The sequence below is a fragment of the Haladaptatus ordinarius genome (assembly GCF_054177595.1).
Genome location: NZ_JBPEHH010000068.1, coordinates 1 through 22,015, shown reverse-complemented (window position 1 = coordinate 22,015; position 22,015 = coordinate 1). Strand labels below are relative to the sequence as shown.

At 63.1% G+C, this 22,015-nt stretch carries 20 protein-coding genes and 4 pseudogenes; 19 read left to right on the top strand and 5 right to left on the bottom strand.

Features of this window, described 5'->3' with window-relative positions:
- The 3 genes and pseudogenes from ACR3FF_RS19410 to ACR3FF_RS19400 all read left to right on the top strand — a co-directional run.
- Positions 1–277, top strand: a 277-nt coding sequence (locus ACR3FF_RS19410) for a hypothetical protein (RefSeq protein WP_458189766.1), incomplete at its 5' end; no start/stop codon positions are given.
- A gap of 217 nt (positions 278–494) precedes the next feature.
- Positions 495–716 (top strand): hypothetical protein, encoded by a 222-nt coding sequence (locus ACR3FF_RS19405; RefSeq protein ID WP_458189765.1) that lies wholly within the window; start codon positions 495–497, stop codon positions 714–716.
- Positions 717–750: 34 nt separating this feature from the next.
- Positions 751–969: pseudogene (locus ACR3FF_RS19400) on the top strand (IS701 family transposase); the annotation flags it as partial.
- Positions 970–972: 3 nt separating this feature from the next.
- On the opposite strand, the gene ACR3FF_RS19395 reads toward ACR3FF_RS19400, so the two are convergent.
- Complete coding sequence (locus ACR3FF_RS19395; RefSeq protein WP_458189764.1) at positions 973–1,554, bottom strand: winged helix-turn-helix transcriptional regulator; 582 nt, start codon at positions 1,552–1,554, stop codon at positions 973–975.
- 34 nt (positions 1,555–1,588) lie between these two features.
- On the opposite strand from ACR3FF_RS19395, the gene ACR3FF_RS19390 reads away from it, so the two are divergent.
- Both ACR3FF_RS19390 and ACR3FF_RS19385 read left to right on the top strand, forming a co-directional pair.
- The gene (locus ACR3FF_RS19390; RefSeq protein WP_458189763.1) at positions 1,589–1,960 is read left to right on the top strand and encodes a hypothetical protein; all 372 of its coding nucleotides are present in this window, start codon (positions 1,589–1,591) and stop codon (positions 1,958–1,960) included.
- Positions 1,961–2,458: 498 nt separating this feature from the next.
- Positions 2,459–3,711, top strand: a pseudogene (locus tag ACR3FF_RS19385) (IS4 family transposase).
- Between the two features lie 20 nt (positions 3,712–3,731).
- Here ACR3FF_RS19385 and ACR3FF_RS19380 read toward each other — a convergent pair.
- Positions 3,732–3,935: pseudogene (locus ACR3FF_RS19380) on the bottom strand (transposase); the annotation flags it as partial.
- A 414-nt stretch (positions 3,936–4,349) separates the two neighbouring features.
- Here ACR3FF_RS19380 and ACR3FF_RS19375 point away from each other — a divergent pair.
- The 9 genes from ACR3FF_RS19375 to argF all read left to right on the top strand — a co-directional run bounded on the left by ACR3FF_RS19375 (position 4,350) and on the right by argF (position 13,281).
- Entirely contained in the window at positions 4,350–5,519 is a 1,170-nt protein-coding gene (locus ACR3FF_RS19375; protein ID WP_458189762.1) for an argininosuccinate synthase, read from the top strand.
- On the top strand, positions 5,512–6,963 hold the full coding sequence (gene argH, locus ACR3FF_RS19370) for an argininosuccinate lyase (protein WP_458189761.1): 1,452 nt from the start codon (positions 5,512–5,514) through the stop codon (positions 6,961–6,963). Before ACR3FF_RS19375 ends, argH begins: the two co-directional genes overlap by 8 nt.
- Positions 6,964–7,115: 152 nt before the next feature.
- On the top strand, positions 7,116–7,280 hold the full coding sequence (gene lysW / locus ACR3FF_RS19365) for a lysine biosynthesis protein LysW (RefSeq protein WP_458189760.1): 165 nt from the start codon (positions 7,116–7,118) through the stop codon (positions 7,278–7,280).
- A gap of 60 nt (positions 7,281–7,340) precedes the next feature.
- On the top strand, positions 7,341–8,201 hold the full coding sequence (gene lysX / locus ACR3FF_RS19360) for a lysine biosynthesis protein LysX (protein WP_458189759.1): 861 nt from the start codon (positions 7,341–7,343) through the stop codon (positions 8,199–8,201).
- A complete protein-coding gene (argC, locus tag ACR3FF_RS19355) occupies positions 8,201–9,277 on the top strand; it encodes an N-acetyl-gamma-glutamyl-phosphate reductase (protein ID WP_458189758.1) in 1,077 nt (358 codons plus the stop codon). Before lysX ends, argC begins: the two co-directional genes overlap by 1 nt.
- Positions 9,274–10,233, top strand: coding sequence for an acetylglutamate/acetylaminoadipate kinase (locus tag ACR3FF_RS19350; RefSeq protein ID WP_458189757.1), 960 nt, complete (start codon positions 9,274–9,276; stop codon positions 10,231–10,233). The genes argC and ACR3FF_RS19350 overlap by 4 nt, the downstream gene beginning before the upstream one ends.
- Positions 10,230–11,363: an aspartate aminotransferase family protein gene (locus ACR3FF_RS19345; protein WP_458189756.1), complete on the top strand. Its 1,134-nt coding sequence runs from the start codon at positions 10,230–10,232 to the stop codon at positions 11,361–11,363. Before ACR3FF_RS19350 ends, ACR3FF_RS19345 begins: the two co-directional genes overlap by 4 nt.
- Positions 11,360–12,400, top strand: a complete 1,041-nt coding sequence (locus ACR3FF_RS19340) for a [LysW]-lysine hydrolase (protein ID WP_458189755.1) — start codon at positions 11,360–11,362, stop codon at positions 12,398–12,400. Before ACR3FF_RS19345 ends, ACR3FF_RS19340 begins: the two co-directional genes overlap by 4 nt.
- Positions 12,397–13,281 carry an ornithine carbamoyltransferase gene (gene argF / locus ACR3FF_RS19335; protein ID WP_458189754.1) on the top strand — a complete coding sequence of 295 codons (885 nt, stop codon included), beginning with the start codon at positions 12,397–12,399 and terminating at the stop codon, positions 13,279–13,281. Before ACR3FF_RS19340 ends, argF begins: the two co-directional genes overlap by 4 nt.
- Before the next feature lie 9 nt (positions 13,282–13,290).
- Here argF and ACR3FF_RS19330 read toward each other — a convergent pair whose 3' ends face one another.
- The gene (locus ACR3FF_RS19330) at positions 13,291–13,755 is read right to left on the bottom strand and encodes a hypothetical protein (RefSeq protein WP_458189753.1); all 465 of its coding nucleotides are present in this window, start codon (positions 13,753–13,755) and stop codon (positions 13,291–13,293) included.
- A 145-nt stretch (positions 13,756–13,900) separates the two neighbouring features.
- On the opposite strand from ACR3FF_RS19330, the gene ACR3FF_RS19325 reads away from it, so the two are divergent.
- The 3 genes from ACR3FF_RS19325 to ACR3FF_RS19315 all read left to right on the top strand — a co-directional run bounded on the left by ACR3FF_RS19325 (position 13,901) and on the right by ACR3FF_RS19315 (position 17,498).
- Positions 13,901–14,854, top strand: coding sequence for a CapA family protein (locus ACR3FF_RS19325; RefSeq protein ID WP_458189767.1), 954 nt, complete (start codon positions 13,901–13,903; stop codon positions 14,852–14,854).
- 116 nt (positions 14,855–14,970) lie between these two features.
- Positions 14,971–16,236: a threonine synthase gene (gene thrC, locus ACR3FF_RS19320; RefSeq protein WP_458189752.1), complete on the top strand. Its 1,266-nt coding sequence runs from the start codon at positions 14,971–14,973 to the stop codon at positions 16,234–16,236.
- 86 nt (positions 16,237–16,322) lie between these two features.
- A complete protein-coding gene (locus ACR3FF_RS19315; protein WP_458189751.1) occupies positions 16,323–17,498 on the top strand; it encodes a DUF3179 domain-containing protein in 1,176 nt (391 codons plus the stop codon).
- A gap of 9 nt (positions 17,499–17,507) precedes the next feature.
- On the opposite strand, the gene ACR3FF_RS19310 is transcribed toward ACR3FF_RS19315, so the two are convergent.
- The gene (locus ACR3FF_RS19310; protein WP_458189750.1) at positions 17,508–18,731 is read right to left on the bottom strand and encodes an MFS transporter; all 1,224 of its coding nucleotides are present in this window, start codon (positions 18,729–18,731) and stop codon (positions 17,508–17,510) included.
- A 167-nt stretch (positions 18,732–18,898) separates the two neighbouring features.
- Positions 18,899–20,479, bottom strand: coding sequence for a phosphoglycerate dehydrogenase (gene serA, locus ACR3FF_RS19305; RefSeq protein ID WP_458189749.1), 1,581 nt, complete (start codon positions 20,477–20,479; stop codon positions 18,899–18,901).
- Positions 20,480–20,761: 282 nt separating this feature from the next.
- On the opposite strand from serA, the gene serB reads away from it, so the two are divergent.
- Together serB and ACR3FF_RS19295 are read left to right on the top strand one after the other, a co-directional pair.
- A complete protein-coding gene (gene serB, locus ACR3FF_RS19300) occupies positions 20,762–21,397 on the top strand; it encodes a phosphoserine phosphatase SerB (protein WP_458189748.1) in 636 nt (211 codons plus the stop codon).
- 375 nt (positions 21,398–21,772) lie between these two features.
- Positions 21,773–22,015: pseudogene (locus ACR3FF_RS19295) on the top strand (RNA-guided endonuclease TnpB family protein); the annotation flags it as partial.

The following is a 22,015-nucleotide window of genomic DNA, read 5'->3' as shown; positions in this document are numbered from 1 at the left end:
TTCAACATATTCACGCCCCATCACAGCATCCAAGACAGTCTTCGTCTCATTTCGCGGTCTTTACCGTGTGAGGCGCAGCTTTTGCCGATGCAGTTATCGAGAGAGTGGACAACTAGCGATAGTAGGCATCAGTAAGAAATTCGATGGTGGCATTGACGAATCAATACTCGATGAATACCCTCGAGAAACCCTTCTCGAACAGGTTCAGATCGAGTTCTACCAGCACGCGAAGCAGGAGATTCGTACGAAAAAACCAGAAGCACGTCGGGTGGCCTGAATTCGGATGGAATAGTAGTCATTCGTTGGTACGGATGATCGCTGTTTGGTAGAGGTAGCACTCTCAAACAAAGAAGTCGCACGCTCTCGATTGAGTGGTGTCATTTTCAAAAAGTTTGAAATAACGTCAAAATAGTATAATCAGAATAATTTCATTCTGTATACGCTTAGTTCGTTCATGGAAGTCAAAAATATACACATCGGTTATATAGTTGAAGATGAAAAGCAGAGAAAACAAATTTATACGACATGGATTTGAAAAGGAGCGTTGGTTCAACGCCCAGAGCGGAAGAGAAGGAAAACAACTGGGGCCAATAACCCAACTTAACATGGATAGTACATATAATGGTGATCCTGAGGTCATTGAATTTAAAGAGTTTGAATTAGCTACTGATAATGGGGACGAGAGTTTAACTATTTCAGTCAGCTTTGCACCTTGAAGTAGGAGCGTGACATCGTCGGTGGCAAGGACGGATGATGCCGATTACGGATTTCTTGTCGTGCATGCACGTGTTCGACGAGTTCGAGTCGCTCTCACCAGAGCGACGACATCACGCCAAAACCTACGCCACAGGTCTTGTTGCAGCCAGCAACAAGACCGTGGCGGGCATCGCACGCGAAGTTCTTCCAGCCAACAGCAAACGCGCCCTCAACAAGTTCCTCACCGAGTACGACTGGGACGAACAACAGTTCAAATTAGTTGTTTGATGGTAAGTCAATTATAAGTTCATATTTCATCCGATTCCCATCACGAACCCGATCAATGATGCCGCTCTCTTCAAGAACGTCTAACTGACGCAAAATTGTCGACTGGTCTGTCTCGGTGATCTCACTCAATTTCGCTTCAGACAGTGGGCCGTGTTGATGAAGCGTATTGATGAGCTCACGCAACGCCTCGTTCCGGAACGCGGCAACGACCGAGCCATCGTATCGACCATCGCTCCCTGCCACGAAGTATCGACTCGATCCCTGAACCGATTGCGTATCGAGATACCCGTCTGCGGTGAGATCGCGAAGATGGTGCTCCACTGTCGATTGACTGACCGCCAGATTCTCCACGATGGATGCCATATTCGTCCCCGGATTTCGCGTGACGAAATCAAAGATATCCCTTCCTGTCGAGCTATCGAATTGCTCGTTTGTTTTGATTACGGCCGAGTGAATTGTATCACGATACTTCCAGCCTGCAACAGTACCCAGGCCAATGAGGCCTCCGACAGCAAGCAAAGCAAGTAGCAGTGATGGGAAACTATCCGTCCCGTTTTGGGATTTTCCCATGTCGCCCTGAGATTGTGAGCCGTTTCCTGTACTGTTGTTCTCCTCTGTCGTCGGTCGGGAAGTCGAAGAAGCTACCGGCGCGGTGGTTTCTTCTCCATCACTCGTCGAAACCGATGTCGTGGATGACGTGGACGGTTCGCGAGACGCAGTGGTCTGCGTCGTAGAACTCTGCAGCGTAGTTGCTGGAGTCGTCGTGGATGTCGTGATCGTTGTCGTGGGGGTTGTCGTGGTCAGTGATGTAGTCGTGCTCGTTGGTGGTGAAGTTGTGCGAGTCGGTGGTGGCGTTGTCGTGCTCGTCGTTGAACCTGAGTCACACGGGAGCGGATTGTCTTTGGAAACGGTCGAGTCAAATGTATCGACCCTCACACTGAGGATATCTTCCCCTGCGTACTGCCCCTCCCCGTGAAAGACGTTGCGACCGTCATACGGGCCATAAAACGACTGGGAACCCGACTGGAAATACAAGATGACTCTAACATAACGCTCGCCGCTCACTGCTACGGATTTGCACGATTGGTATTCGATCTCGATATCATCCGACTGTGATGCGTGCGGTACCTGAGCGGTAGCGAACGAGCTGGCGAGAAGCGTGCACAGCACTACCATACACAGTATTCTTCCCTCCGTCATTCGGGATGAGGGCATGTGGCTAATTGCTTGGCTGTAGCGCATCAGCAAAAAATTGTCGAATCTCAGAAATAATATAGAAGACGGGTAAAATGTATTGTTCTCTATCTAATTTGTGACCGATTGAATATTGCTTGGATCCGTTCCGACGAGGAGAGCAAAGCACACGCAAACCACTGCCATCCTCCCACGACCATCCGTGTTCGGTTAAGCCGAGAAATCGAGAGACTGCGCTCTGTTGACGAAGTTATCGTTGTAGACCGTGTGGGGAGAGGTTGTGCTAACGGAACTCTCCCCAGACCTCATTCGACGGCGGCTGACTTCCCTCTTTCCAGCAGCGCTTATCGAAGACATCGCGCGCGAGCGCGATGTCGTCCAACGCCACCGGACAATCGACATCACGATGCTCGTCTGGACGCTCATCGTGGGCTTCGCCGTCGACGGCGAAGCCCGCACTATCGCCGGGTTTCAACGAGCCTACTCCGCAGCGACCAACCAGACTGTTGCTCGCTCCAGCTTCTACGACCGGTTCACACCAGCACTTGCGACACTGTTGAGCGACCTCCTCGAGCACGCTCTCGAGGAGGTCGCGGTCCCTCACACGATCGCTTCCCAGTTCGAGGTGTTTCGTGAGGTGCTGATCGTCGATGCAACCGTCTTCCGGTTGCATCGGCTCCTCAGCGAGTTTCCGGCGACTCACTCGGATCAGTCTGGCGCGAAGCTTCACCTCGTGCATAACGCGACGACACAGACGATCGAGCAGTTCCAGCTCACCGACGAATGTACCCACGAGAGCAGCCAGCTCCGCACGGGGAGCTGGCTGCGAGGTCGGTTGTTGCTGTTCGATCTCGGATTCTACAGTTTCCGCCGCTTCGCGTTGATCGAGGAAAACGGCGGCTTCTTTCTGACGCGGCTGAAGTCGAACGCGAATCCGTTGATCGTCGGGAAGCGACGGAAATGGCGCGGGCGCGCCATTTCCTTGCCAGGACGTCGCCTTCAGGACGTTCTGGGAGACCTCACACGGGAGATCATCGATGTGACCGTGGAGGTCTCGTTCAAGCGGCGGCCATACGCTGGGACGCAGTCAACCGATACGATGGAGTTTCGCGTCGTCGGTGTCCGCAACGAGGACACCGACGACTACCATCTGTACGTCACAAATCTCCCCGACGCGTTTACTCCGAGGCAGGTCGCGGCCCTGTACGGGTTGCGGTGGGAAGTGGAGTTGCTGTTCCGGGAACTGAAGTCGCTGTATGGGCTGGAGAAGTTCCAGACGAGTGATCCAGCAATCGTCCAGCTGTTAGTGGTGGCGGCTCTGCTGACCGTCAGCGTCAGCAGAGCCTTACTCGGCGTGTTTCAAGAGTTATTCCCAGAGACGGTGTTTCCCCGAGAACGCTGGGCGAAGACCTTGCCCAGTCGTTCGGGCATCCACCGCCGAACCTGTTGGAGTTGATGTTTCATGACGCCCGCCAACCAGAGAAATCACGCCTCTTACTCAACGAACGAGTGATTGAAGCCTTCACGAGGTAGTCCAGTGCTTAACCGAACACGGATGGTTCAAAGACAGTGCCCGTCTGATCGTTAAACGTGCGGTCGCAATCCTTACACAGATACCGCTGAAACACTCGATAGCTGCCGTGCCGAATCACGAATTCGACACGGCAGCGTGGGCAATAGACGCCGTCACGCCAGCGAACCTGTGCTAGCAGGTTCGCGGCCCGACGCTCCGAGACGAACGTTTTGATTGGGAACATCGTTCGTCGGGTGACGCGAACGAGTCACCCTTGCCCACTACGATTTCTAGCGGCAGCTATCCCCGACCAACAATCTGCTTCTGAAGAGCGTAATAAATTCTACCCGACCACGAACGAATCGCTGGCAACCCTTGCCGCGCCGAAAGGCTTTATATTCCTCACGCCGGAATGATTCGCTAATGTCGAGGACTCGCGCCACCGGTGTCGCTCCCACGGTGAGCGACGAGTCCGTCTCCTTCTGCCCGCGACGACGACCGGGGCCTTTCTAGCCCCACTAATCCCAATTCCACGCCGACACCCTGTTCGTTCAACGCGACCTCAAACGTTACTAACTGGCCTGTAGTCTACTCTCCACATTTATTTCCCATATATATTAGAAGAATTTAAGTGGATAGAGCTACTGAGAACGTGTACATGAAAACGGTTGCACTCGCCTTCTCGGGCGGTCTCGACACGACAGTATGCGTCCCGCTCCTCGAAGAGGAGTACGACTACGACGAAGTCATCGGCGTCACGGTGGACGTCGGCCAACCGGAAGAGGAGTTCGCGGAAGCCAAAGAGACGGCGGAAGCGCTGAATCTCGAACACTACGTGGTGGACGCCAAGGACGCGTTCGCCGACCAGTGTCTCGACGCGGTAAAAGCCAACGCGTCGTATCAGGGCTACCCCCTCGGCACCGCGCTCGCCCGCCCGGTCATCGCCGAAGCCATCCTCGACGTGGCGAAGAAAAACGACTGCGACGCACTCGCGCACGGCTGTACCGGGAAGGGCAACGACCAACTACGCTTCGAGGCGGTCTGGCGCGCCTCCGATCTTGACGTCGTTGCCCCGGTGCGCGAACTCGGCCTGACCCGCGAGTGGGAGATGGAGTACGCCGCGGACCACGAACTGCCCGTCGAGGGCGGTAACGAAGGCGTCTGGAGCATCGACACGAACCTCTGGAGTCGCTCTGTCGAGGGCGGCAACCTGGAAGACCCTGGCTACGTCCCGCCGGAAGACATCTACGAGTGGACGACCGCGCCGGGCGCGGAGACCAAACTCATTGAAATCGAATTCGAGGCCGGAAAACCGGTCGCCGTCGACGGCGAATCCTACGACGCGGTCGGACTCATCGAGTACCTGAACGACCTCGCAGGAAAGCACGGCGTCGGGCGCAGCGACCTCATGGAAGACCGCATGCTCGGGCTAAAGGTGCGCGAGAACTACGAGCACCCGGCGGCGACGACCCTTCTCAACGCCCACCAGGCGCTCGAAGGACTGGTGCTGACGAAAGAAGAGCGTTCGTTCAAGACGCAGATCGACCAGCAGTGGTCGGAGAAAGCCTACGAAGGGCTGCTCGCGTCCCCCCTCGTGGACGCGCTCGATAGCTTCGTCGACACGACCCAGGAGAAGGTCACGGGCACCGTGACGGTCAAGTTCGAAGGTGGACAGGCCCGCCCGGTCGGCCGCGAGAGCGACCACGCCGTCTACTCGGAGGAGGCCGCCTCGTTCAACACCGAGACGGTCGGCGACATCGAACAGGCGGACGCGACCGGCGTGGCGAAATACCACGGCTTCCAGGCACGCCTCGCCAGCGATGACTGACGGGAACGCGACGAAAGGAGACGTCGTTCGCGGTGACCGCTTCAGCGGCGGCCCCGCCCGCGGGTTTCTCTCGTCGCTCGCGGCGGACGAACGCATCTTCGCGGCCGACCTCGCGGTCGACCGCGCGCACGTCGTGATGCTCGCAGAACAGGGTATCGTCGACGACGAGACGGCCGGCGAGATACTCACCGCGCTGAACGTGGTCGAAGTCGACGGGCACGAATCGCTCCCCGACGGCGAGGACGTTCACGCCGCCATCGAGACTGCGGTGGTCGAGACGGTCGGCCCCGACGGCGGGAAGATGCACACCGCCCGCAGCAGAAACGACGAGGTAGCGACCTGCATCCGGTATCGTCTCCGCGAGGATGTCCTCGCCACGCTCGACGCGACGCTCGCGCTCCGGACGGCGCTGCTCGATACCGCGGAAGCGAACGCTGAGACGGTGATGCCGGGATACACCCACCTCCAGCCAGCCCAGCCGACGACGGTCGGACACCTGCTTCTGTCCTACGAACAGGCGGTCGCACGCGATACGGCCCGCCTGCTGGACGCCTACGAACGCGTGAACCAGTGCCCCCTCGGCGCGGCGGCGTTCGCGGGGACCCCCTTCGATGTCGACCGCGAGCGCGTCGCGGAACTGCTCGGGTTCGACGACGTGCTGATGAATTCGATGGACGCCGTCTCGACCCGTGATTTCCTCGTGGAGACGGTCGCCGCGCTGGCGAACCTCGCCACGACCGTCTCAGGACTGGCCGAAGACCTCGTGGTCTACTCGAATCGGGGCTTCGTGGAACTCTCGGACGACTACGCCTCTACGTCGTCCATCATGCCCCAGAAGAAGAACCCTGACACCCTCGAACTGGTTCGCGGCGTCGCGGGCGACGCCCACGCCGGACTGTCGGGCCTCCTCTCGACGTTGAAGGGCCTCCCGCGCGCGTACAATCGCGACCTCCAGCGTGCGACCCCCCACGCGTGGGACGCCATCGACGCCGTGACCGATGGTGTCGAGGCCACGGCGGGGGCGGTGGCAACCGCCACGTGGGACGAAGAGACACTCGCCGAAGCGTCCGCAGAGGGCTTTTCGACCGCGACGGGCGTCGCCGACCTGCTGGCGATGGGTGGCGTGCCGTTCCGCACCGCTCACGAGTTAGTCGCGAAAGCCGGCGAAGCGGACTACGTCGCGCTCGACTCGGCCGCGAAGGAGGTGCTCGGCGAACCGCTCGCCGAGTTCGTCGCCCGCGAGGAAATCGAATCGGCCCTTGACCCGGAGACGAGCGTCGTCATGCGCGATTCGCGCGGTGGCCCTGCCCCCGACGCGATGGACGAACAGTTGAGCGAGGCGGAGGCGACGCTCGTCGTCGACGAGGAGTCGGTCGCCGAACTGAGCGAGTCGCTCGACAGTGCAGACGAACTGTTTCAGACGGAGGTGAACGGCTATGCCTAAACGACCGCGACCCCCTCGTGGGGGCACTACTTGATTACCGAACTTCGAATCGCGGTATCTGCCTTCTGACGCACGTAGACGACGGTCTGAGTAATTTTTTCATAATTGAATACGATGGATTTAAGTCCGATGGAGCGATACAGGAGAGTACGATGGTAGAATGCGTTGAGTGCGGGGCCGACGTGACCCTGCACGACGATCTGGAAACGGGAGAGATAATCGATTGTTCCACCTGCGGTGTCGAACTGGAAGTCATCGACGTAAACCCGCCAGTCCTCGACCGAGCGCCGGAGCTCGAAGAGGACTGGGGGGAGTAAATTGCACGTCATAGACTCTTCGGTCCAGTCGACACACACGACCCATCAGGAGGGGTTCGCGTGAAGGTTGGATTGCTCTACTCCCGAATCCGGAAAGACGAGAAGCTCCTGCTCGTCGAGCTACGCGACCGCGGGCACGAAGTGACCAAAATCGACGTACGCAAACAGACGTTCGACCTGTCGGCGGTGCCGGACACCTTCGCGGACCTCGACCTCGTGCTCGACCGCTGTCTGGCGACGAGTCGGAGCCTGTACGCCACGCAGTTCTTCGAGGCGTACGGGGTGCCCGTCGTCAACAGCCCCGAGACCGCCGACGTGTGCGCGGACAAGGTGAAAACGAGCCTCACGCTCGCGGGCGCGGGCGTCCCCACGCCCGCGACCAAGGTGGCGTTCACCACCGACAGTGCCCTCGAAGCGATAGAGTCCTTCGGCTACCCCTGCGTGCTCAAACCCGTCGTCGGGTCGTGGGGCCGTCTCATGGCGAAAATCGACTCGCGCAGTGCGGCGGAAGCCATCCTGGAGCACAAAGCCACGCTCGGCCACTACGAGCACAAGGTGTTCTACGTCCAGGAGTTCGTCGCGAAGCCGGAGCGTGACATCCGCGTGCTGGCGCTGGACGGAACGCCGGTCGCCGGGATGGCTCGCCACTCCGACCACTGGCTGACGAACGCCGCGAAAGGAGCCGAGACCACCGCGTTCAAACTCGACGACGAAGCCGAGAAGCTGGTCGAACAGGCCAGTGACGCGGTCGGTGGCGGTCTGCTCGGCGTGGACCTGATGGAGACCGAGTCGGGCTACACCGTCCACGAGGTCAACCACACCGTCGAGTTCAAAGCCCTGAACGAGGCGGTCGACGTGGACGTTCCCGCCAAAGTCGTGGACTGGCTCGAAACGAAAGTTCCGCGGGAGGTGATGGCCTGATGGCCGCCGCGACCGACGAGCAGACCGACACGACAGCCGAAACGCTCTCGGCTACCGTCATCGGCGCGAGCGGATTCACCGGCGGCGAACTCCTTCGCCTGCTCGCCGGGCACCCGAATTTCGAGGTGGCCCAGGCGACGAGCAGGGAGTACGAGAACAAGACGGTCGGGTCCGTCCACCCCAACCTTCGCGGGTCGGGCCTGCGGTTTTCCGACCCCGTCGACCTCGAATCGGTGGACGTGCTGTTCGCCGCGACGCCACACGGCGTGTCGATGCAGCACATCGACGAGTTCGCAGACGCCGCCGAGTGCGTGGTCGACCTGAGCGCCGATTTCCGCCTCGATTCGGAAGCGGAGTACGACGAGTGGTACAACGGCCACACCTGTCCTGAATACCTCGACGAGGCCGTCTACGCCCTGCCGGAACTGTTCCGCGACGAACTGCCCGGCGCAGACCTCATCGCGGCGGGTGGCTGTAACGCCACGGCGACGCTCCTCGGTCTCTCCCCCCTGTTCGACGCCGGAATCCTCGACGGTGACGAGCAGATAGTCGTGGACGTGAAAGTCGGCTCCTCCGAAGGCGGCGCGACCCCGAGCAAGGCGTCGAGTCACGTCGAACGCTCGGGAATCGTCCGTCCCTACGCACCGACCGGCCACCGCCACGAGGCCGAAATCGAAGCTATTCTCGGCACGAACGTCTCCTTCACCGCCCACGCCGTGGACATGGTCCGCGGCGCATCCGCCACGGGCCACGTCTTCCCCAAATCGCCCGTCTCGAAGGGCGACCTCTGGAAGGCCTACCGGGGGGCCTACGAGGACGAACCGTTCGTCCGCCTCGTCGCGGGCGGGAGTGGCGTCTACCGCTACCCCGAACCGAAGACGGTCGCCGGGACGAACCACGCCGAAGTCGGCTTCGAACTCGACCCCCAGAATAAGCGCATCGTCGTCTTTAGCGCCATCGACAACCTGATGAAGGGGTCGGCGGGGCAGGCGGTCCACGCCGCAAACGTCGCGCTGGGATTCGAAGAGACGACCGGACTGGTGTTTCAGGGGTTACACCCCGTGGGAACACCATGAACGAACGCTACACCCACGACGAACTGCTCGCTGCACACGACCAACTCGTCGACAACGACAACGGCGATACCGCCAGCGCGGACGGCCGACTCCGCACCGACGGCGGCACCGTCGAAGACGAACCCGCCCCGGTCGTCGTGAAAATCGGCGGCGCACGCGCAGTCGACCCCGAAGGTGCGCTCGGAGACATCGCCCACCTGACCGCGAACGGTCAGGACGTGGTGGTCGTCCACGGCGGGTCGACCGCGGTGGACGACACGCTCGAAGCACTGGGCGAGGAACCCGAGTACGTCGAATCGACCAGCGGCGTGATGGGGCGGTTCACCGACGAGCGCGCCATGGAGGTGTTCGAGATGGTCATGCCCGGCAAACTCAACACCGACCTGACCGCCGACCTGCAGGCGGAAGGCGTGCGTGCGGTCGGCCTCTCGGGGGTCGATGGCGCACTCCTGACCGGCCCCAGAAAATCGGCGGTGAGGGTGATAGAAGACGGGAAGAAGAAGATTCGCCGCGGCGACCACTCCGGGAAGATTGAGGAGGTGAACGCCTCGCTCCTCGAAACGCTCCTCGGCGACGGCTACACGCCGGTCGTGACGGTTCCCATGCTGGCCGACGACGGAACGCCCGTCAACGCCGACGCCGACCGTGCCGCCGCCGCCATCGCTGGCGCACTCGGCGGTGAACTCGTCGTCCTGACCGACGTGCCGGGGCTCCTCGAAGACCCGGACGACGAAGCGACGCTCATCGAGCAGGTCGGCAGTCCCAACGAGTTGGCAACCGCGAAGGACGCCGCGGAGGGATTCATGACGAAGAAGGTCATGGCCGCGACCGAAGCCCTCGAAAGCGGCGCGGAGTCGGTCGTCGTCGCCGACGCGAACATCCGTGACCCCATCACAGCGGCACGGAACGGTCACGGGACACAGTTCACACCACGCTCCGTGGGGGTGTCGTCGTGACGGGATTCGTCTACTCCGAGAAGCCAATCCAGATAGAGCGCGGCGAGGGAGCGTATCTGTACGCCGACGACGGCACGGCCTACCTCGATTTCGGCGCGAGTTACGCGGTCACACCGGTCGGCCACTGTCACCCCGAGGTCGTCTCGGCGGTACGAGAACAGGCCGCGGAACTGCTGTTCATCCACGCGTCGTACCCGACCAGCGCCCGCGATGGACTGTACGAGAAGTTGGCGACGGTCGCGCCGGACGGCCTCGAAAACGTCTGGCTCTGTAACTCCGGAACCGAGGCGAACGAGGCGGCGCTGAAGTTCGCCCGGAGCGCGACCGAGAACTCGAAAATCGTCGCCGCGAAACGCGGGTTCCACGGACGCACCATGGGGTCGCTCTCGATGACGTGGAAACAGAAGTTCCGCGCCCCCTACGAACCGCTCGTGGAGGATGTGGAGTTCGTCACCTACGGCGACGAAGACGAACTGGCCGAGGTCGTAGACGAGGAGACCGCCGCCGTCGTCCTCGAACCAATCCAGGGCGAGGGCGGGGTCAATCCCGCGACGGCGAGCTACCTCCGGGCGGCACGCGACCTCACAGAGGACGCCGGGGCCGCACTCGTCTTCGACGAGATTCAGACCGGCCTCGGACGGACCGGCGAACTCTGGGCGTGCGAACACGCCGGCGTCGTGCCGGACGTGCTCACGACCGCAAAAGGGTTGGCGAGCGGCCTCCCCATCGGTACGACGCTCTGTGCCGACTGGATAGCCGAGGGTGCGGGGTCACACGGGTCGACGTTCAGCGGGAGTCCGGTCGTCAGCGCCGCCGCCGAGGCGACGCTCTCGGCCATCGTGGACGAGAACCTCCCGGCGCACGCCGCCGAGATGGGCGAGTACCTCCAGGCCGAACTCGCGGCCGCCGACCTCCCCGTGCGCGATGTTCGCGGGACGGGGCTGCTGGTCGGCATCGAGGTGAAACGTGGGGCGAACCGTCTGTTGAAAGAGCTCGCGCTCTCGCATCAGGTGCTCGCGCTGCCGGCAGGGCGGAGCGTCCTGCGACTGCTGCCACCGCTGACCATCGAGACGGAGCACGTCGATACGGTCGTCACCGCACTCGGCGACGTGCTGGGAGGAGATTCGTGACCGCGACCGCCTCGACGGTGTCCCGGACCAGTGCCCGCGACTTGCTGGTCGAACTGGTCGAGATACCCTCCGTCTCGGGAGACGAAGCCGGCTGCGCGGAGCGTCTCGCGTCGTTCTTCGAAGAACAGAACAGGGAGGTGTGGATAGACGAGGTCGGCAACGTTCGCGCACCCGGAAACGACGTCTTGCTCACCTCTCACGTCGACACCGTGTCGGGTGACATCTCGGTCGAACTGGACGACGACGTCCTCTGGGGCCGTGGAAGCGTCGATGCGAAAGGGCCGCTCGCCGCGATGGCGGTCGCGGCGGTGGAGACCGGCGCGAGCTTCGTCGGTGTCGTCGGCGAGGAGACGGACTCGCGGGGTGCGCGCCACCTCGTGACCGACCGTGAGGAGCCCGCATTCGTCGTGAACGGTGAACCGAGCGGCTGGGAGGGGCTGACCCTCGGCTACCGCGGTTTCCAACCTGGCACGTACTCGGCGACGGTCGACTCACAGCACACCTCTCGACCGGAACCGAACGCCATCCAGCACGCCGTCGGGTGGCTATCGCGTGTCGAATCGGCGTTCGATTCGGACGCCTCGACGGTCGAATCGGTGACGGCCAAGCCGGTCGCGTTCACGGGCGGTGTCGCGGCGGACGGACTCGCCACCGAGGCGGAGGTCGCCGTCGAGTTCCGGGTTCCACCCGGGAAGACGCCCGCCGAGATTCGCGCGGTCGCCGAAGACGAACTCGCCGCGGGAAGCGTCTCGTGGGACGAGCCGATTCCCCCGACGATGGCCAGCCCACGGACCGAGTTGGCCAGAGCGTTCCGGGTCGCGGTTCGGAACGAGGGCGGCGACCCCCGCTTGCTCCGCAAGACGGGGACGAGCGATGCGAACCTCTACGCCGAGGCGTGGGACTGTCCTGTCGTCACCTACGGGCCGGGCGACTCGTCGCTCGACCACACGCCCGACGAGCATCTCGAACTGAGCGAGTTCGACCGGTCGATTTCGGTGCTCACAGACGTCTGTGAATCGCTGGAGGGGAGCCCATGACCCGTCACTTCCTCGACGTCGACGACCTATCGTCGGGCGAACTGGCCGAGGTGCTGGCGCTCGCAGAGGAGTTCAAGACGGACGGGTCGCCCGGCGTGCTCGCCGGACAGACCCTCGCCATGCTGTTCGAGAAGCCGAGCACGCGCACCCGCATCTCGTTCGAGACGGGGATGACGCAACTCGGCGGTCACGCCGTCTTCCTCGGACCGGACGACACGCAACTCGACCGGGGCGAACCGGTCTCGGACACGGCGCGGGTGCTCTCGCGCTACGTGGACGCCGTCGTGGGACGCGTGTACGACCACGACTGTCTGGTCGAGATGGCCGACCACGCGACGGTACCAATCGTCAACGGCCTCTCCGATACGGCCCATCCCTGTCAGGCGCTCTCGGACCTGCTCACCATCTACGAGCAGTTCGACGGCTTCGAAGACGTGTCGGTCGCGTGGGTCGGCGACGGGAACAACGTCCTCAGCTCGTTCGCCGTCGCCGCCGCGATGGTCGGCCTGGATCTGACGATTGCCACACCTGAGGGGTACGAACCCTCGGACGGGGTGCTCGCGCGGGCGAGCGAACACGGTGCTGCGCCCACGCTCACACACGATCCGGTCGAAGCCGTCGCCGACGCGGACGTCGTCTACACCGACGTCTGGGTCAGCATGGGCGAGGAGGAATCGCGGGACGAGAAGCTGGCCGACTTCGAGGGGTTCCAATTGAACTCCGAGTTGCTCCCCGACTCGCGTCCCGTCATGCACTGTCTGCCCGCCCACCGCGGCGAGGAGATAACCGAGGACGTGCTCGAAAGCGACCGCTCGCTCTCGTGGGACCAGGCAGAGAACCGACTCCACACGCAGAAGGCGTTGCTCGCGTTTCTCGACTGAAAAAGCGGGTTAGCGCCGGTACGCGACGGCGAAGACGGCCCCGAGGACGACGCCGTAGACGAGGTGGCCGACGAGGCTCATCGGGTCCAGGTTCGGGATCGCGGGGGCGTCCATGCCGAGTGCGCCGAGCCACAGCGGCATGACGACAGCGGCGGCGACGAGCCAGAGCAGGATACCGTAGGCCGCTCCGAGGCCGACCGTCGGGACGATGCTGTCGGCGTATTTTCGCAGACTGGTCAGGGTCATCGCGGCCGCGAAGACAAGACCGAAGACGATGCTGTTGAAGAGGTGGGCGACCCACCCCATCGTCGCACCGTCGAGTCCGTAGAGCGACGCGATTGTCGGCATCATCTCCATCGACTGGAGGAGGATGCCGAATACGAGACCACCCGCGACACCGCCGAGGATAGCGCTCGACCACGTTCTGTTGATTAGCTTTCGTTCAGTGACAACTTCTGTTCGCTCTTGTGCCATGCGGTATCATACGTTGGTCGAGGAGATATCGGTTTCCGCAGGCCGTGGACAGGACACACGGCCGGCAGATGGGGTGGGTAGGCTTTTGATACTCTCGCGCGAACTATGACGAGTCATGACGCGACTCGGGTTCACCGGGGACGTGATGCTCGGTCGGTTGGTAGACGAGCGTCAGCGTCGACGGAGCGTCACCGCGGTCTGGGGGAACGTAGCAGAACGGCTCCGCGAACTCGATGGTCTCTTCATCAATCTCGAATGTTGCCTCTCGGCACGGGGGTCCCCGTGGACCAACACCTACCGACCGTTTCACTTCCGGGCCGACCCGGACTGGGCGGTTCCGGCACTCGAGTCGGTCGGGGTCGACTGGGCGAATCTCGCCAACAACCACGTACTCGATTACGGGCCGAATGCACTCCGAGATACCATCGACTCGCTCGACGACGCCGGAATCGCTCACTCCGGGGCGGGTGCCGACGTCGACGCGGCCAGAACACCGGCGCTGGTGTCGGTCGCCGACCTCGACGTCGCCGTCGTCTCGTTCACCGACAACACGCCCGAGTACGCGGCAGGACCCGGCAAACCGGGAACCGCACACGTCGGATTCGACGTGACCGACGACGAGGCATCACGCATCGTCGGCGCTGCCCTCGCTCGCGCTCGCGAAACGGACCCCGACCTGCTGGTGGCGTCGCTCCACTGGGGACCGAACATGCGAACCGAACCCCCGGTCGAGTTTCGGGAGTTCGCACGCTGGCTTGCCGACCATGACGTCGACATCGTCCACGGCCACAGCGCACACGTCTTTCAGGGCGTCGAGGTGGTCAACGAGACGCTCGTGCTGTACGACACGGGCGATTTCGTAGACGACTACGCGGTCGATTCCGACCTTCGAAACGACCGGAGTTTCCTCTTCGAACTGACCGTCGAGGGTGGCGGCCTCACAGAACTGCGACTCGTCCCGACCGAGATACGCGACCTGGCCGTCCACGAGGCCGAACGCTCCGCTGGCGACTGGAGCATGCGGCGGATGGATGCACTCTCGTCCGCGTTCGGAACGCAGTTCGAGCGCGAGGACGACGAACTCGTTCTGTCGCTCTGACTGCCCGCGACCGACTTCGAACACGCCCACCCCCATTCGGACGACATCTCGTCGTTCGCTGGTCAGCGTTGCCACCGCCCGCGCCTTTTTCTCCTCGGAACCCATTCCACCGCGCAATGACGCTCTCGCTCTCGGACCCGACCGCGCCGGTTCCCGACTGCGCCGACGACGGTGCGTGGCTCGCCTGTATCGACTGCGAGTGGACCGGCCCGCCGTTCGACCAGATTCGCTACCGCTGTCCCGACTGCGACGGACTGCTCGAAGTTCGCTACGACGACCATCCAACGTTCGATGATTTCGAGGAAAGCGCCACGAAGCGTGGCGTCTGGCGCTACGCCGACGCACTCCCGGTCGAGTCCGGCGTCAGCATTGAGGAAGGGGACACGCCACTCTACGAAGTGCCGACCATCGAGGACGAGGTCGGCGTTTCGGCCCTACGGGTCAAACACGAGGGGATGAACCCCACCGGGAGTTTCAAAGACCGCGGGATGACTCTCGGGGTGCGCGTCGCACAGGAACTCGGCGTCTCACGCCTCGCCTGCGCGAGCACGGGCAACACCAGCGCCGCGCTGGCCTGCTACGGCGCGCGCGCCGGCAGCGAAGTGCTCGTCCTCCTCCCCGCCGGAAAGGTCGCCGCCGGAAAGGTCGCACAGGCCAGCCTCCACGGTGCGCGCATCCTCGAGGTCGACGGCAACTTCGACGACTGCCTCGACGTCGTCTCGGAACTCGCGGACCGAGGGGAAGCCTACCTGCTCAACTCGCTCAACCCCTTCCGACTGGAGGGCCAGAAGACCATCGGCCTCGAAATCGTCGAGCAGTTCCGCGACCAGACCGGCGAACTGCCGGATAGAATCGTCTTGCCGGTGGGCAACGCGGGCAACACCAGCGCGCTGTTCAAGGCGTTCCGCGAACTCGTCGCCGCCGGAGAACTCACGCCCGACGAGGTTCCGACGCTGACCGGCGTGCAGGCCGAGGGTGCGGCCCCGATGGTCGAAGCCATCGAGAACGGCGCGGACGAAGTTCGGCGCTGGGACGAAGTCGAGACCATCGCGACAGCCATCCGCATCGGCTATCCGGTTAACGCACCGAAAGCACTCCCCGCGGTTCGGGAGACCGGTGGCACCGCCATCGCCGTCTCCGACGAGGAAATAACCGATGCCCAGCGTGCTCTCGCCCGAGACGGCGTCGGCGTCGAACCTGCTAGCGCGGCCTCGGTTGCTGGGCTTCGGAAACTCCGCGAATCGGGTACGATTTCGGCCGACGAACGCGTCGTCTGCCTAACCACGGGCCACCTTCTGAAAGACCCCGACGCGGCGGCCGCGGCAGGGGTCGAACCGGAACCCGTCCCCGCCGACACCGACGACGTACTCGACGTGCTGTAGGTTCGGGAGCCACCGACGCCGTCGGCCGTGCGTTCGGGAAACACGACCGCAGAGTGGTTAAACCGAAAGCAATCGAACCGTCAGAGGTGCGACGGCGGCGGTTCATCAGGGGCGTGGTGGGAGGACTGTGCGGGCTCTCCAGGTGTGCGGCACCCACGCGACCCGGTGGCGAGCGAACTCGTTCGCCGGGTACGGAGTTCGGCGAGCGACGGCCACCGTCGTCGGTCGAACTCCCGGTACCGAAGCGTGAACTGTACCGAAGCGCGCCACGAGACGGGATTCCGGCTATCGTCGACCCCGCATTCGCCGCCGATTGGAGCGAGGTCGAAATCGAGGTTCCGTCACGGACGGAAACGAAGGTCTACCGGCCGCGACTGTCGGACGACGAGTCCGTCATCGGCCTCGAGCGTGCCGGCCAGCCCCGGGCGTACCCACTCGAACTGCTCGAGTGGCGCGAGGTGGGCAACGACGACCTCGCTAGCCCACTGCTCGTCACCTACTGCCCGCTCTGTGAGAGCGCCGTCGTCGCTCGGCGCACAGTGGCCGGTCGTGAGACGGTCTTCGGCGTCTCCGGCTACCTCTGGCACTCCGACCTCGTCGTGTACGACTGCCGAACCGGGAGTCTGTGGAGCCAGATTCTGGCGACGGCGATTCGCGGCCAGCGTACGGGCGAGACGCTCGAACTGCTCCCGTCGGTGCTCACGACGTGGGGCGACTGGCGCGCGAGCCACCCCGATACCGACGTGTTGCTCCCGCCTCCGCTGTCGAACACCGTCGTCGGACGGGTTCGCATGAACTACGGGTTCGACCTCCACGAGCAGTGGGAGAAGATTTGGGACCGCTACCCCGAGGGGGGGGGGGAGTTCGGGGGCGAAGAGCAGGATGACGGTCGGTTGCCCAGACGTGCGCTCGTCCTCGGCGTGCGAGTAGGTGACACGGCCCGTGCGTACCCGTTCACCGTGGTCAGTCAGGAAGGCGTCGTCAACGACACCGTGGGAGGCCGACCGGTCTTCGTCGCCGTCGCCGGAGACACGTTCGTCGCGTACGACCGTCGCGTCGGCGGGCGCGTCCTGCGGTTCGAATCTGCCCGAGAGGGACACGTCAGGGCTGGTGGGTCGCGGTGGGAACTCACGGCCGGTCGCGCGGTCGATGGCCCGTTCGAGGGGAAGCGGCTCTCGCGGGCGAATGCCCGGTCGTCGATGTACTGGTTCGCGTGGGTGGCGCTCAACCCCGAGACAGACGTCTATCGCGGTGAGAACTGATAGCCGTTCTCACCGACGAGCCAGTCCGAGCACGATGCTCGCGCTGATTATCAGACACGCGAGCAACCCCGTGAACGCGGTCGCATAGTCCGCTCGGCCCGCGACGAATCCGACGTAGGTCGTCCCGAGGCTTCCGAGTCCGATGTAGACGGTTCTGGTCGCGCCGAGGTCGCCGCCCATGCTCCCGTCCGGAAACACGTCCATCAGGTGGGCTTGCATGACCGGTGGGTACGCCATCAACCCCGCCGCGAAGACGACGACGCTGACGGCGACGGCGAGCGTGCCGGACATCGTGACGACGCTCGCGAGCGCCACCGTCGCCACGACGAGCGACCCGGCGGCGACGACGGGGCGCGAGATGCGGTCACCGAGCGACCCCGAGAGCGGTTTCACCAGCGCACCGACGACGAACAGGGCGGCGAAGCCGCTGCTCGCGAGTGCGGGCGAGAACCCTTTCGCATTCTGCAAGAACGTTGGGAGGAAGCCCGTGACTGACTGCCAGACGAAGGCGTACAGCGAGTACGCGACGAGCAGGGCCGCTGTCCGGCGGTTGCCGAATCGTCCGGCGGTCGCTCGCAGGTCGTCGAGGACGACTCGGCCCGCCTCCGCGTCGATTCGCGGTCGGGTGTACGCCTCGCGGTTCCAGCGATGGAGCATGACGAGCACCGCCACGAGGACGAACATGACGGGAAAGAATGCGGCCCGCCACGTTGCGACCGCGAGGACGACCACCGCGAGGCCGGCCGCGACCGCACCGCCCGAATCGCCCGAGGCGGTGTGCAGGCCGAACGCCTGTCCCCGGCGGGCCACGAACAGGTCGGAGACGAGTGCGCGTGCCGGCGTCGGGTAGAGTCCGGCTCCCGTGCCGACGACTGCCGCGCCGAGCAAGAACGCCGAGTACGTCGGCGCGCTGGCGAGGGCGGCGAATCCGACGACGAGCAGCGACAGTCCGGCGACGAGCAGGGTCTTCCGCGAGAGGTGATCGGAGAGTCGCCCACTCGGATACTGACCGAGCGCATACAGCCCCCAGAGCGACGTGAGCGCGACGCCAGCCTGGAAGTCCGTTATGTCGAGCGACGCCATCACGGTCGGGAGCATGGGCGAGAGGACGAGTCTGCCAGTCTGAATCATCGCCCAACCGAGCGAGACGGCGAGCAGGAGACGGCCGGAGTAGCCGGTCACGAGTCGCTCGTCGGTCGAGAGTTGCGTTCCGTCCGCGAGTTCGTCGGCCACGATGTTGACGGAAGGAGGGGAAACACTTGAGTCCGGCTTTCGCGGCAGGGTGGGGAGCGAGTCGTCCGAATGGTATCAGGTCATCACACCGGGATTGCTCCCGTCTTCGTATAAAAAGGTTCGTCGCGTGGTCGGTCGTATATTTATCAGCAGACAGTCAGTCTCTCTTAGCCGTTCAGCGCGATGCTCCGCACCTCGATCATGCGCTCGTCGGCTTCGAGGGCCTCCTTGGCGTCCTCGGTGAGTTCGTCGTCCAGATTGTAGACGGAGAGTGCTTCCCCGCCGTTGGTTTCACGGGCGTTGAACATTCCCGCGATGTTGAGGCCATGTTCGCCGAGGACCGTGCCGACGAACCCGATGACCCCGGGCACGTCCTGGTTGCGAGCGACGAGCATCTGCCCGTGCGGGATCGCGTCGACCCGGTAGCCGTCGATGCGGACGATTCTGGGGTCGTCACCCGCGAACAGGGTGCCCTCGACTGTTATCTCCTCGTCCGCGCCTTCGACGGTGACCGCGATGAGGCTCTGGAAGTCTTCGGCCTGGCGGGTCTTGCTCTCGGTGACCTCGACGCCACGGTCTTTGGCAATCTGGGGTGCGTTGACCGCGTTGACCTGCCATTCGAGGGGTTGGAAGACGCCTTTCTGGGCGCTGGCGGTGACGAGTTCGACGTCCTCTTCTGCGATGTCACCCTCGTAGTTCACTTCGATGCGCTCGATGCGCTCGTCCAAGAGCTGCGTTGCAATCTTTCCCGCCGTCTCCGCGAGTTCGATGTAGGGCTGGACGCGGGGGAACGCGCTCTCTTCGACCGAGGGCGCGTTGAGCGCGTTGATGACGGGTTCCTCGCGGAGCGCCGCGACCACCTGGTCTGCGGTGCTGGTGGCGACGTTCTCCTGTGCGGCCTCCGTGCTCGCACCGAGGTGGGGCGTGACGATGACGTCGTCCACGTCGAGCAGGGGGTTGTCTTCCGACACCGGTTCGACGGCGAAGACGTCCACCGCCGCGCCTGCCAGGATGCCATCGTCGACTGCCGCGGCGAGGGCGTCTTCGTCCACGACGCCGCCGCGGGCGCAGTTGACGACGTAGCCACCCTCGACCTGCGCGAGTTCCTCGTCGCTGATGAGGTTCTCCGTCTCGGACGTGAGCGGCGTGTGAACCGTGAGGAAGTCGGCGCGGTCGAGACACTCGTCCAGTTCGACCAGTTCCGCGCCGAGTTGCCGGGCGAGGTCCTCGCTGATGTAGGGGTCGTACGCGACCAGGTCCATCCCGAGGCTGTCGAGTTTCTTGGCGACCTCCTGTCCGACGCGCCCGAGGCCGACGACGCCGAGCGTCTTACCGTTGAGTTCCGTGCCGAGGTAGTCGCCTTTCGCCCACTCGCCGTCCTTGAGTCGGGCGTGCGCCTGCGGGATGGAGCGTGCCGCGGCGAACGCCATGGCGACCGTGTGCTCGGCGGCGGCGCGGACGTTGCCCTCCGGCGCGTTCGCCACGATGACGCCGTGTTCGGTCGCGGCGTCGATGTCGATGTTGTCCACGCCGATGCCAGCACGCCCGACGATGACGAGATCGGACGCGGCCTCGAACACGTCGCGATTCACGTCCGTTCCCGACCGAACGATGAGTCCGTTCGCGTCCGAAACGGCGTTCAAGAGTGCATCACCCTCCACGTCGTAGGCCGTCTCTACCTCGTACCCCGCTTCGCGGAGTCGGTCGAGTCCTGCGTCGGCGATCGGATCGGTGACCAGAACCTTCATTGCTGATAGAAGAGCGCTCGACGACCGTTAACCCTTTCTCTCTCCGCGAAGATTGCCACCAATTTTTCATAAATTTACTGAGTGGAATTTGGCTGCGCGGGACCGGGGAAATCTGTGTCGATCTCGGGCGAAAGCGTCGGCGGAATAGCTGCTCTGCCAGAGCAACATTCAGAACGAGTTCTGAAGGTGAGTCCTTGGCCCGACGTGAACACCCTCGCTTTCACGGCAATTTATCTGCCAACCACACTCTTTTAACAGGCCAGCCATCGAATCTCGGCCCGAATGAAGATAGTCGCGTTCGACTTCGACGGCACGCTCTCGGACTCGGAGATGACGGTTCTACTGGGCGAACAGATGGACGTCGCCGACCAGATGGCTGACATCACCGCCCGAGCGATGAACGACGAGATAAGCTACGCCAAGAGCCTCCGCGACCGCGCGGCGCTGCTCGAAGGGCTGTCGCTCGAACGGGCCGAAAACGCGTTCTCGCAGGTCGTCCTCCGCCCCGGTGCGGCAGACGTACTCGACGCGCTCGCCGAGAAGGGAACCCACGTCGCCATCCTGACCGGCGGATTCGAGCGTGGAGTGCAAGCCGCCCTCGACCGCGAGGGCGTCTCGGTGGATACCGTCGTCGCCAACCGACTGCCGGACGACGGCGAGGCGCTGACGGGCGAAGTGGAAGGTCCGCTCATCGACGGGACGAAAGACGACGCACTGGAGCAGTTGGCGTCGGACCAGGGTGCCGATATGGTCAACACCGTCGCAGTGGGCGATGGCGCGAACGACCTCCCCATGCTCGAAGTGGCGGGACTGGCGGTCGGCTTCGACCCTAAACCCGCCGTCGCACCGGCCTGTGACACCATCGTCTCGCACATGGACGAACTGCACGAGGTGCTTGTCCGGAAGAATGCGATTTGAGATGGGTTTCGGAGAGCGGTTCGACGTGACCCGTTCGGTCGGTGGCAGTCGAGTGAACTGAGCGATCTGAAATAGAATATTGTGTCGAGAGAAACTGAGACGTATGATATTCCGCGTCTCGCTATCTTTAATCAGCGAGAGAATCCCGCCGTTTACGGCGGGCGTGAATCGCGTAAACTCAATTGATATACCACCGTTAATCAGCTAAGCCGGATTCCATACGGTTGTCGATACATTCACGAACGAGACTTGAGAGATTGATGTGGTTCTCTCGTATCCATTCGTCCTGTTCTTCTCGGATTGTGACGTTTCTACGCTCCATACACCCTCTACATCACCGGAACACATAAGTGTTCATGGTGTGTATCGTGTGGTATGGTAGAGACGGTGACGAAGACACTCCAAGCCACTTTTGCCCCACCAACACGGGGGAAAGCCGTTCGTCTTCGTCGTCTTCTCTCCACCTACCGCGAAGCGTTGGACGAAGCGTTTGATTCGGGGGCCGATACGATGGGTGGCGTCAGCGACGTTGTGACGCCCTACGACCTCCCGTATCAGGCGAAAGCCGCGTTGTGTAGCTACGTCCCGAAGCTCCGCAAAACGTACAACGCCCGTGAG